This is a genomic window from Burkholderia sp. BC1 (assembly GCF_052683555.1).
The window spans coordinates 1-10,969 of sequence record NZ_JBQYLP010000109.1 but is presented as its reverse complement, the minus strand read 5'-3'; the positions used below and the strand labels follow the sequence as shown (position 1 = coordinate 10,969).

Sequence of the window (10,969 nt, the reverse complement as noted above, 5' to 3'; positions counted from 1 at the left end):
CGGCTACGTCTGCGATGACCGCCGAGCCGAATAAATCAGCGTTTCCCTAGAATTTTTGGTTGAGGGATGTGGACGCCCCGTCGAATGCGACTGCACCCGTCGCGAAATATGACCCGAGGCCAAACACAAGAAACAGCATTACTGCCCCACCCAACAACACGTAATGAGTGATTTTCGCGTTCCGTTTTACTGCGTCGACGACACGGGACAGGGAATGCTGACCAAGCTCCTTGATCGACTCCACGAACTGATCCCGTCCAGCCGCGTCGGTCATGATGTCGATAGTGGTCTCCGAGAAAATTCCCGTATCGAGCGCCTGCATTGGCTTGTCAGGATTCGCGGTCAGTCGCGTACTCATCCGGCGCAGATGCCAACGCATCCACGGATCAGACATCCTCATCAATCTGTCCAGTGCCGCGCGCAGCGTCAGCCCCGAGTCGAACAAACCGGCCAAGGACACGATCAGCAACGCGGCACGAAGGTCGCGCCGATTGCGCCACATCAGGGGCATGGCATCGACCTTGTTTCTGAATTTCCCGGTCCAGCGCTTCAGCGTTTGGAAGTAGCCCAGAATTAATCCCGCTACTACCGAACTCGTGAGCCACCAGTAATCGGCACAGAACGTGTCGAAGGCGTAGACGAACCTGCCGAACGCCGACCATTTCTCGAGCGGCTGTACATCTAGGGTCGCCGGGAGGATTTCAGAGCCAAACAGCACGCAAAATGCGTACAAGTAGACGATCAGGAAGGCTGGGTATGCCATCTGCATCGAAGTCGTCGCCGACAGCACGCCCTTTGCGTGTGCCGCCATCTCGGCAAGCTCGAGGCCGCGGATCGCCGCGTCATCACGAGGCGATTCGCTTGCGAGGTCAAGGAGCACAAATTCATCGTTCGGGATGAACGGCTTCATCGCGGTCGCGAAATCGTCACCCGCCCGCATGCGTTGGGCGATCTTCTGGAACGCCAACCACGACATGTTTTTCCGCTTGCGATGGCGCTCCGCAAGCGTGTCCAAACGCTCAAGGAGCGTCTCGCTGTTACGCAGGCCCTTCTTCGCGACGTCGAGGCGCGTTTCGCGATAGAACATCTCCCGCATCGCCTTGAAGCGCCATGTGGAAACGCGCAGCCGCTCCTTTGGCGGAAGCATCCTGAAGAGGGTATAGACGATTGACTTGATCACGACGGGTTACCCCCATGCGCGTCGGGAAATAGGCGATAGGCTTCGAATGCACACATCGATTCGTCGATGAACCGCGGATCGATCAGGCCTTGTGACGCCTTGTAAAGCGCATGCTCGTAGACGGTCTTTCCCGTCATGTCCGCGTTTGCGAAATCCGTCTTTCGGCTCGTGCGCCATACGTGCTCCGCACCACGCCAGTCTCGGGCCGCGACACATGCGAGGAACTCCGGCGTCGGCCGGTACAGCTCCATCGCCAACGTCTGCCCTTTGATGCCGGCCGCAACCTTGCCGTCGCGCGTGAATAGCCCGGGGCGCCGGCAATGCGCACAGCCATTCTCATCGCGGCACGCCATCATCGACGTGTCGAGCGCGAACTTGCGCTCGAGCGTCGCCACCTGAGTGGCCGACAGCACGTCGCGCGCAGGTCGCTTGCAATGTGGGCAGAGCTTCGGAATCAGCTTCTGATTGCCGACCGCGTTCAGGAAGCTGCCCGACGCCACCTCGTCCATCGGCAACTTCAACCGCCCACCAACCAAACGCATCACCGCACCGAGGATGCTGTTGCCGTGTAGCGTCGTGCGAACGGGGTGACCGGTCAATGCGAGCTCGGCAACCAAACCGGCCAGCACCGAATCCCGCACCTCGCCGATCGTGAGATCGTCAGGGTCCATTCGCATCAGCGTGCGGACCACTTCGACGATCTTTCGGTTCGCGTCCTCTTCGCTCTCGTTCGGTCGACGTTGGATAGAGATGTCCGACAGCCAGGGCGCGGGAACCTCGGAGGGTTCATTCACAGCGAACTGCTTGATGCGATCGCGATTCGGGACGAGATACGACATCGCGCGCAGCAGCGTCGTCTTCGCGGATCCCGTTTCGCCGGTAAGGAAGGTCGCTCCTCCCGTCACCTTGCCAAGGCTTTCCAGGATCTCGATCTGACTTTTTTCCAGGCCCATCTCGTGTGGCATGAGCACCCGCACGCGGCTGAAATTGCCGTCGAGCAAGCGCAGCGCGACGTCGAACCCTCCCACGAGCGGTGCGCTTTGCCAGCGGATGTTGATGATATCGGTGTGCGCCACGAGCGGAATCATCGCGGACTGCGGCGCAGTCATCTGGAACGATTCGCCTGAGTTCGTGTTGCGCTGGACGAGATCCTGATACGACGCCGACAGAGCTTTTCGGACCATCGGCTTGGGCAACTCGCGATACGAGTACATTTCTCCGTCGACACGAAGGCGTAGCGCGACGTTGTCCGAAAAATCCCGATACTCCCAGTGGACGTCGCTCGCATCGTACGCGTGCGCGGCCTCGATCACGTCTCGGAACAAGCCGATCGCGCGAGATGATTCCGGAACAACCGACGCCGCTCGTTGCTTCTCCTTGCCGTAGAGCGATGCAATAACCTCTTCGTCCGCGACCATCTCCTCGTGGACCGAGATGTCTGCGCGGGCGAGGTCCTTCAGATAGGTCGCATACAGTTGGCTTTCCTGGAAACGCTGGGTCGCCACCACGATCGAAATGCCGGCCTGCAGCTCGACCGCGATAAATTCGCGGCGGGCCGCATCGGTCACCGCGAGGGCCGCGTGCTCGTCCCGTTGGCACAACACGCGCTTGAAGCTGAGAGAATCAGCGTGGACGAGACGCGGTCGCCCACTCGCAATGGCAATCTCCGACGTCTCGGCTACATCCATCCCGATACGCCGTACGGTCGGCGGGACATCGTAGCCCGAGGTCCATTGCGAAGCCGCGTCAACGTTCGGTGTGGTCGTCGCTTGAGCGGGCGTCGGCGGCTCGGCCACGCCTGCTCGTTCCTGCGGCGATTCGGTCGCCGGATCGGCGGGCACGTCGGCAGCATGTGCCGGCGTCGCCGAGATATTCTCACCCACCGCCGCCATTGGGACCGCCGCGCTGGATTTTGCCGAAGCCAGGCCGTCATCTGGTTCTTGTTGCGCTAGCGCGACTGCCACGTCGGTCTCGGCTTTCGCGGGCCACTCCCCATTGCGTGCCTCGCCAATGATCGCGACGTCCTCTGCTTCTTCCTGTGCGCGTCGCAGCCTCATTCCCATTGTCATTGGCTGACCGAGGTCGCCTTGCCGCGGATTCACCGGCTTGCTCGCCGACTTGAAGCGCGGCTCCCGATCACCATTCGGTTCAGCCGATACCGCAGGATTGCCAGTGTCGGTCGGCTCCCGTCCAACGATCGGCATCGCCGACGACGCACTATCCGTAAAGCCTGCCGTGAACGCCTTGAGCCTGCCGAGCAAACCACGCTTCGCCGGCTCCGGAGTTTCGAGTTCCGCGAAGAAGCTCATTGCGTACCTCCAAGCGGAATGCCCGGCAGCGGTACGCCTGAAGGCAAAGGCGAGTTCAGATCCACGAGCGATCGTACGGCGGCCGTCGCCGGCGACATCTGGATTGGGGCGACGCCGCGGATCGGCTCTTTCCAGGTCCGTTTTCCTTCTGCAACCGTGACTGCATATCCGTCGACACCCTTGACGTTCCAGCCATTGAGCAGCGTCGAGCCAACGCGGGCGGGGTAGATCGCGTCGCGGAACGAATACAGGACGTGCGCACCGGCCTCGTCGTTGAATGCACCGAGGAAGGCCACCGATTCTGCATGCGCGCGCGGCGGGCGAATCGGCTTTTCGACTGGTTTGGGCGTCACATCAGCCGTGACGCCGGTCGCTGCTATCCCTGGTTGGGGCTGCGTCATTGCGCCAGGCGGCAGCATCCCCGGCGCGGTCGCGGCTCCCCCCAAGCTCCGGACGACGCTTGCGCGGGCCAGCTGATCGATATCGTCGATCGAGAGCTTGGCGCCGACCGGTTCGGCGTGCGCGGACACGGCGAAGCCGACGCCCGCCGCGATGAGTGCATGCTTAATTGAAGACATAGTATTTGCCCTTCGCGGTGAAGTGGACGCCATAAGGCGAATCGCCCGTTTCCTTGTCGGCGTTCGCTGGTGCGCCCTCATTGAGGCGCAGCTCGACCTTGAGGGATTCGAGCGCCATGTTGGGTGGCAGCTTGGCGAGCAGAGGCGACTGCCAGCGGAACCCTTCGATCGTCCAGTCACCCTGCTTAAGCATGCGTCCGACGTGCGCCCCGTCGACCGCACCCGGCGTCGTAACGAGCGGGCGCGCCTCGCCGAGATTGACCGTATAGCCGTAGGCACGAAGCTCGAGGGGCTGGACCGACATGCGCTGCGGTGGCGTCTGCAGCATGTCGATGAAGGCTTGCTCAGAAGGCCAGCTTTTGGATTCGCTCTCCATGAGCGGAGCTGCTTTTGGAACTGCGGGCCCTCGCGAAGTCAGCGTGCGGCCGTCTCGGGCGAAGCTTAGCGGCCGCATATCCGCTGTCGCGGCTTCATCGAACGCGGCAAAAGTGCCCCCGTTCCGACGAAACATCGTCGTGCAGAACCCCGACGACGGACAGTTCGCCTCCTGAAATAGCCACCCCTTCCTCACCGATTCCTTTGCGCCGACGGCAGTAAGCAGCGCCGGCGCTAGCTCCGACGCTCGCGGCTGCATACGCGCGAACACGTCGCGAACAGCGACGGCGTACTGCTCAGCGAAAGTGGGTGGCCGCGCAGGCGGAGGCGGCGGCGAAAGCATGTCCGCGATCTTGGGCACACCAAAGAAGGCACCGACCACGATGGCGAGTACCGGAATGGCGGTCGGCAACGAAATGGGCGGCCGGCGGAGAAGCCCGACCTTCCGGTTCGCGAGTAGCTCGCTCGCTTGAAAAACTTCGTCAACGCCACCGATGCGGTCGCCCGTACCGAGCGTATCGAGCGAAAGATTGCTCTTCAGGCACGCTTGCTCGATCTCAAGACGGCGCGACTGCGCCTGCTCGAGTGTCAGCACCTCATCGCTACGGACCGCGCCGCGCACGACGAACACGAAGTAGACGCGCGGCCCGTGCTGCAACAGTACAAGCGCGGCGGCCCGATTCTTGATCCGTTCATGCTGCGCGACGCGAGCCGCGCCCGAAAAAAGGCGCGCGCCCTCAATCTCCGACATGTCAGGCTCGGCGAACCCGCCGATCAACTCGGTGCCGACCTTGAACTCGACGAAGTGTGTCGCATTGAACGCGTCGGTATAGCGGCGGCGCTCGGCACTGCCCCCCTTCACCGGGTAGGCCCGCCAGTCGATGCCGAACACCAGGCGCGCGCGCTTGTCGATCGGCAGGGGTTCTGTGATGTGCATCATCTCGTCACATCGACGGAACAACCGTCGCCTTCAGCATGATGACCTGGAATGTCTTCGACTTGTTCCAGCTGCCAGTGAGGCCGGCAATACCGGTGTTCGTCGTGCTGTCAGCCTGATCGGTAATCGCGCCATACAACACCACGGTCTGACCGTCCGACAATGCGATCGTCTGGTCATCCTTCGTACCGACCGTATGCGCGAGCTGGATCTGCTGCTGCGTCTGACCTGACCCGGCACCCGCGCTCGTGAAGGGACCGTTGAGCTTCGAGCTGTCGGCCCAGTACGCCAGCACGATCTGGTTATGGTCGTTGACCGCCGGCAGCACGTTCACGAAGTCGCCCGTCGTGATGGTGCCCGGTGTCAGGCCCGGCACCCCGCCCGAAGTGGCCGTCAGCGATCCCGACGACGGCGTTGTCGATCTAAGGTAGTCATCGCTCTTGAACGACGCGACCGAGACCGGCAACCCATTGAGGGTCATCTTGGTCATCGTATTGTCCTGCACCGTACGGCCGTACTGATTCAGCGCATTCACGACCGCGTTCGTGCCCGAGAAAGGGGCATCCGGACGCAGCACCGACACGCCTACCGCGCCACCGCCTGTCGCGAGCGATGTCGGCGACGTGGAGCTGATCGCGTAGCGAGCAAGACCAGCGTGCATCGCGTTAAACACAACATCGGCATTCACGCCAGCCTGACTGCCCTTGTTCAACGCAATTTGAAGCGTGCGAACCGTAATCGCCACCTGACGTGTAGAAATCGCGTTCTCATGCTTGAGCAGCTTGCCGATGTTGTCCGCCGCTTCCTTGGTGTCGTAGACCATCACCAGCCGGCTTTGCGGATTCACGCTCACGCGTCCCATCGGCGATTTCAGCTTTTCGATCTCAGCCGTGATCGCAGCGATCTGGTCGAAGTCGCCTTCCCGTCCGGTCGACGTCTGGGCGGAGAACGAACCGGTATTGCCGCCGGAGCTGCCGCCACCGCCGTTGCCGGACTGATTGCCGGTCGACGTGTCCATCCCCTTGCTCATCGTCGACTTGATCGATACCTTGCCCGGGATCGCCGCGATCTGATACATGCGGGTGACGAACCGATTCACGTTGATCGTGCTGCCATCGAATGACCAGTCGAGCCCCAGGTCGGTCGTCATGTTCCGCATGTACATGCCAGCCTTGCCGGAAAACGCCTGTCGGTAGACCGGCTCTTCCGTTCGCGCGGCGTTGATCTGCCCTTTCGACTCCGTTTGGCCAGGCACCAGCGAGTCGCGCGGCACGAACACGTCCGGGCTCAGGTGCACGGGATAGCCCGTCGCTGTCGAAATGAGCGTGGCGATCTGCTTGATGCCTAGGTTGGCGGGCAGCGTGACAGTCTTGTCGCGGAACACGGCAGGCAGCGTCGCCTCGTACGCGAGCGGCACCAGCCGATCGCCGAGGAACGCGGTGGGCACGTCCTCCACGAGTGCCATCGGAGCGGGTCCCTTGCCGAGCGCGTCGGAGATCGTGCGGTGTGCGGCATCGTAGCTGTCGTTGACGTCCTGCTGCGTCACGGCGCAGCCTGCGGCCATCAGCGCGGCCGCAATCGCGACGCCGGATTTCAAAAGGTGAACACCCATGGTTCTCAATCCTGGCAATTGCCCGCGCGTGCAATGACGCGGATGACATTGTTTGTGTGGCGACACGCGCGCGTCGGCGTGCGCATGTGGTTCGTCGCCTTCATCACCTGCTGCAGCACCGAGGTGAAATCGCCGGTAAAGGAGGCGTTGAACTCCAGCGGCAGGTCGTCGTCGATCTTCCAGGCGAGTTGCCAGCCTTGCTGCTGCAGCCAGCGGTCGAGCGCGTCGCGCAGATTCACGTCGGCCGGCGTCACCGAGAACGTCAGCGTGCCGCTCGCGGCTGCCGCGCCCGCGCCCGGCAAGACGACGGCAGGGACGTCGGCGGACGGGGCGGCGGTTGCGCTCATCGGTGCGGGCGGCGGCAGCGCTTGGTTCGGCTGCGGGCTCTCCGCAGTTGCCGGTTGTGCCTTCGGCGCCGAGGCAAGCACCTGCCAGCCGTCGGCGTCGATTGAGTTCGTGGCGGAATCGACCGCGGCGTGTGCCGCGATATGCAACACGGCCAAGCCGCCGGCGACGAGTGCGCGAATCCGCGCCTGATTCGAATGTATCTTGTGCATGGTTACCGGCCCTGTTGCATAAAGCGGCGATAGATCGCGCTGGCGTAGACAAGCTGCTTGGACGGCGTGACCGCGTTGTAGGCGCCGACGGCTTTCCAGTTCGGACCAAAGCGACGCACGTTCGAGGCAAGGATCCACGCGCCGACGTAGGCGTTGACGCAGCCGTTAAAGAGATGCTCACGACGAATGCCGTAGCGCGCCAGCGTGGGGAGCCACGACGTATTGATCTGCATGAGGCCGATGTCCTCGCTGCCGTTCGAGTTCCTGTTCACGGCATTCGGGCGCATTCCGGACTCGTGCTGCGCGATGACGCGCAGCAGCCGCGGATTGACGCGATGGAAGGCGGCTGCGTCGTCAAGGCAATCCGCACGGCTCGGTAGTGCAATGAATGCCAACACGGCGGCGACGATAGGCGCGATGCGAATCACGTCGTCGGCCCTCCGCTCGCCTGCAGCGTCGCATCCGGCACTTCGCGGTAGACAACTTCCTTGCGGCGCTTCACATGAATCGTGTTGCCATCAGCTGTTACGGTGAACATGTCGGAAGTGCCTTCAAACATGAAGTAGCGCCCCCTCTGCTCGCCGATACCTAGATTCCGCGTGTCGGTCACGCCGACCCTAACGACGGACCCAGCGAACTTGAAGTAGGTACGGCCGTCTCGATCGAACACCGCCTCGAGCTTTGCCGCGTTCGGTTGGTCGAAGTCGTACACGGTCTTAGCGTCACGCGCTACTTCGACGCGATTCGTCGCGTCGGCCACGATGAAACGCTCGGCGCGATCGATCGTCATCACGCTCTTGCTTTCATCCCAGCTGGTGCGCAGCTCCTTCCCGTCCGGCGTCTTGAACGTAACGGTCTTCGCCGGCTTCGACGTGAAGCGAATCTGCATGTGCGAGTCGTCGCTGTCCCGAATTGCTTGCGCGCCGAATCGTTCGGCCAACCTCGAGACAGGCGGCGCTTCGGCCGTCACCCGTGCAACAACTCGGTTCAACCCAGCCTCGTCGGCTTCGCGGCTCGCCGACGCGTAGTTCAACGCCGCGGATTTCGGCGCGTCACCATGCAAGCGCACGTGGCGCGCAGTGAAGTCCACGTCCGCATACAGCCCGGCTTGCGTCATCAAACGGTCCAGCGCCTGCATCCAGTTTTCGCCGTCGCGCGTGGCAAAGTTTTCGGGCGTCGTCAGGTCAACATCCTTTTGGGCAGATCCTGTCCAGCCTTGCGGGACGAGCGCCTTGACGAAGCCACCAACCGTCATCGACGCATGAAGCCGGCGAACCGGCTCGAGAGCGGGACGCGTGCCGATCATCACCAGGCGGTTCGTGAAACCATCGAACCCGGCCGGCTGATCGTCCTTCATGGCCGCCGTTCCCCCGGCGGCGGCGCCGATGAACGTGTTCGCCTTCTTCCAGCGGGCCGTGGCCGAATGGGCGCCAACCTTGTACGTGATCGATGACGGCGTGCCCTCCACAACCACGTACGGGCCCTCGGTATGCCCCCCCTCGGCGACAATGACCTGGCCGGCACGCGGCTGGATATACGTCTTCTCGCCGTCGTTGAAGATAAGCGCCGGCCGCTCGGAAATGCCTCCGAGGATGTCGTAGTCGAAATCGAAAGGATCGGTGTTCGCTGCGGATGCGGTAGTGCATACGATCGCGGACGTGGCGCACGCGAGAATCTTGTTCGTGTGCTTCACAGGCCTGCCTCGATCATGGAAAGGTGTTGGACGAACCGTGCGAGGTACGCGCGCCCGGGATTGGGGTTTGCGCTGTGGTAGTACGCGACAGCCTTCGCAACCGAGTCAGTGCGCGCGAAATTCTCGGTGAGGATCGCCTCGGCGACCGCGACATTTGTCGCGGGCGCGAGCGCGTCCCATGCGGACGCAAAACGCTTGCCGTGGTAGCACCAGTTCACCTGCATCAGCCCGACGTCAAAATCGCAGCGATCACGGGCGAGCAGAGACTCGATCGCCTTGTACGCCTCTTCGCGAGACTTGAAGAAGTAGCCCTGCCCAGCGACGTTGAGCGTCCAAGGCCATGCATGGCCGCGGTAATTCGATTCGTTCAGCGCGATCCCGGCGAGAATCTTTGGATCGACGTTGGTGTGCAGCAACTCGAACGGTACGACAGCACGCGAGCACGCCCATCCGCCGCGGCGCTCGACCAGCGCCGCCTGCGCGCCGTCATCCAGCACCGGCGGTTGTAGCCAGCCACGGTCGATGAACAGATCGTCCAGTGCGACGTCGCGCCCATCGATCGACACCGTGATGCCCGTCTCACGGGAGCTGCGAACAGGTTGTCCGACCAGCGGCGACGCCCATTCGGTGAAAGCGTCGAGGCCGCAGTAATAGACCGGCTTGCCGGGTAGCATCGCGACCCGACGTGACTGCCCGTCTTGAATGACGACGCTTACCGGGCTGATCACCTGCGCGATCACGGCCGACTGCGCGTATGAGGCCGCCAGCGCGAATGCGAGGGCAAAAGCCGCGCGCGCGATCATCGCGCCCCCCGATACTCTTCAAGCACCATGTCGCGATTGACCTTGAGCATGAAGTGCCGCTCACCCGGCGACGACGTGATCGTCGGCGGGATGTTCTTGTAGCGATCGAGCACTGACTGCGCTGTCTGCGCTGCGATCTGTCCTGCCGTGCTGCCTGCTTGGGTGACACCGAGCGGGCCAGTCGTCGTGCTCTGATCGCTATTGCTGAAGGCACGGACCAGAATCGCCGTCAGGAATGATGTCGAATAGATCCTGAGGAAGTGGTTGTTCACGTGACCACTGAACCCGGCCGCGCCATTGCCGTCAGCACCCTGCGCGCCGTACAGCGGCACATGCTTTCCGTTCGGCAGGCGCATTTCCGCACCGGCCACGAGTATTGATTCCTGGCCCGGTTGAATATCGGCGCTGTACGGCGCAACGATTGTCGTGCCCCAGGGAATCACCAGGCAGCGACCATCGCCGTTGTTCGCGTACACGTCCGTCTCTACGGTCAAAGAAGCCGTGCCCGGGCGATCCGAGTTGAGCGCCTCGTTGGAGAGGACGGGAATCTTGGCAGGTGGCGATAGCGTACAGCCGTGCGACTGACCGACGAAACCGGCGCGCGCGAAATCCTTGTCGCCTTCGCTCAGCTGCGCAACGTCGTGCATGAAAGCGCTATCGCGCTGCTGGCTGGTCATCGGACCCGTGCCTTGCGCACCTCGAGCCGCCATTGCTGCCTGTGCGATCGAATCTTTCATCGCGGCGTCTCGCGCGGCCGCCTGTTGGAGCAGCATCTGCTGCGGCGTGACGATCCCAGGAGGTCCTTCCGGCTGCTGCGCTTGCCCTTCCTTGATCTTGATACCTGCGCGGAAGATCGGCGAGACGAAGATGCTGTCTGACGTTGCCCGCGAATTTCGGATCCCTTAGCTGAGTGAGATTATGCCAC

9 protein-coding genes and 1 pseudogene are annotated in these 10,969 nt (G+C 62.6%); all 10 read right to left on the bottom strand.

What is annotated here, in order from left to right:
• Positions 1-46: 46 nt before the first annotated feature.
• Positions 47-1,180 carry a type II secretion system protein gene (locus tag ACSHSS_RS28620; RefSeq protein ID WP_048995738.1) on the bottom strand — a complete coding sequence of 378 codons (1,134 nt, stop codon included), beginning with the start codon at positions 1,178-1,180 and terminating at the stop codon, positions 47-49.
• A complete protein-coding gene (locus tag ACSHSS_RS28615) occupies positions 1,177-3,489 on the bottom strand; it encodes an ATPase, T2SS/T4P/T4SS family (protein WP_006417166.1) in 2,313 nt (770 codons plus the stop codon). Before ACSHSS_RS28615 ends, ACSHSS_RS28620 begins: the two co-directional genes overlap by 4 nt.
• Positions 3,486-4,067, bottom strand: a complete 582-nt coding sequence (locus ACSHSS_RS28610; protein WP_043282275.1) for a hypothetical protein — start codon at positions 4,065-4,067, stop codon at positions 3,486-3,488. The genes ACSHSS_RS28615 and ACSHSS_RS28610 overlap by 4 nt, the downstream gene beginning before the upstream one ends.
• Complete coding sequence (locus ACSHSS_RS28605; protein ID WP_043282273.1) at positions 4,054-5,382, bottom strand: hypothetical protein; 1,329 nt, start codon at positions 5,380-5,382, stop codon at positions 4,054-4,056. The genes ACSHSS_RS28610 and ACSHSS_RS28605 overlap by 14 nt, the downstream gene beginning before the upstream one ends.
• 4 nt (positions 5,383-5,386) lie before the next feature.
• Complete coding sequence (locus tag ACSHSS_RS28600; RefSeq protein WP_048995736.1) at positions 5,387-6,991, bottom strand: secretin N-terminal domain-containing protein; 1,605 nt, start codon at positions 6,989-6,991, stop codon at positions 5,387-5,389.
• Positions 6,992-6,996: 5 nt separating this feature from the next.
• The gene (locus tag ACSHSS_RS28595) at positions 6,997-7,548 is read right to left on the bottom strand and encodes a toxin co-regulated pilus biosynthesis Q family protein (RefSeq protein WP_006417159.1); all 552 of its coding nucleotides are present in this window, start codon (positions 7,546-7,548) and stop codon (positions 6,997-6,999) included.
• Positions 7,549-7,550: 2 nt separating this feature from the next.
• Positions 7,551-7,976, bottom strand: coding sequence for a lytic transglycosylase domain-containing protein (locus tag ACSHSS_RS28590; RefSeq protein WP_006417168.1), 426 nt, complete (start codon positions 7,974-7,976; stop codon positions 7,551-7,553).
• Positions 7,973-9,241 (bottom strand): hypothetical protein, encoded by a 1,269-nt coding sequence (locus ACSHSS_RS28585; RefSeq protein ID WP_006417164.1) that lies wholly within the window; start codon positions 9,239-9,241, stop codon positions 7,973-7,975. The genes ACSHSS_RS28590 and ACSHSS_RS28585 overlap by 4 nt, the downstream gene beginning before the upstream one ends.
• Positions 9,238-10,044: a transglycosylase SLT domain-containing protein gene (locus ACSHSS_RS28580; RefSeq protein WP_006417162.1), complete on the bottom strand. Its 807-nt coding sequence runs from the start codon at positions 10,042-10,044 to the stop codon at positions 9,238-9,240. The genes ACSHSS_RS28585 and ACSHSS_RS28580 overlap by 4 nt, the downstream gene beginning before the upstream one ends.
• Positions 10,041-10,919 (bottom strand): annotated as a pseudogene (locus ACSHSS_RS28575) (TrbI/VirB10 family protein); the annotation flags it as partial. The pseudogene ACSHSS_RS28575 and the gene ACSHSS_RS28580, both read right to left, overlap by 4 nt.
• Between the last annotated feature and the right edge of the window lie 50 nt (positions 10,920-10,969).

What these genes read in the sequence shown, in the direction of transcription:
- ACSHSS_RS28580 (WP_006417162.1), bottom strand. Translation starts at nt 10,044, where the DNA reads ATGATCGCGCGCGCGGCTTTTGCCCTCGCATTCGCGCTGGCGGCCTCA.
- ACSHSS_RS28615 (WP_006417166.1), bottom strand. Translation starts at nt 3,489, where the DNA reads ATGAGCTTCTTCGCGGAACTCGAAACTCCGGAGCCGGCGAAGCGTGGT.
- ACSHSS_RS28610 (WP_043282275.1), bottom strand. Translation starts at nt 4,067, where the DNA reads ATGTCTTCAATTAAGCATGCACTCATCGCGGCGGGCGTCGGCTTCGCC.
- ACSHSS_RS28600 (WP_048995736.1), bottom strand. Translation starts at nt 6,991, where the DNA reads ATGGGTGTTCACCTTTTGAAATCCGGCGTCGCGATTGCGGCCGCGCTG.
- ACSHSS_RS28595 (WP_006417159.1), bottom strand. Translation starts at nt 7,548, where the DNA reads ATGCACAAGATACATTCGAATCAGGCGCGGATTCGCGCACTCGTCGCC.
- ACSHSS_RS28605 (WP_043282273.1), bottom strand. Translation starts at nt 5,382, where the DNA reads ATGATGCACATCACAGAACCCCTGCCGATCGACAAGCGCGCGCGCCTG.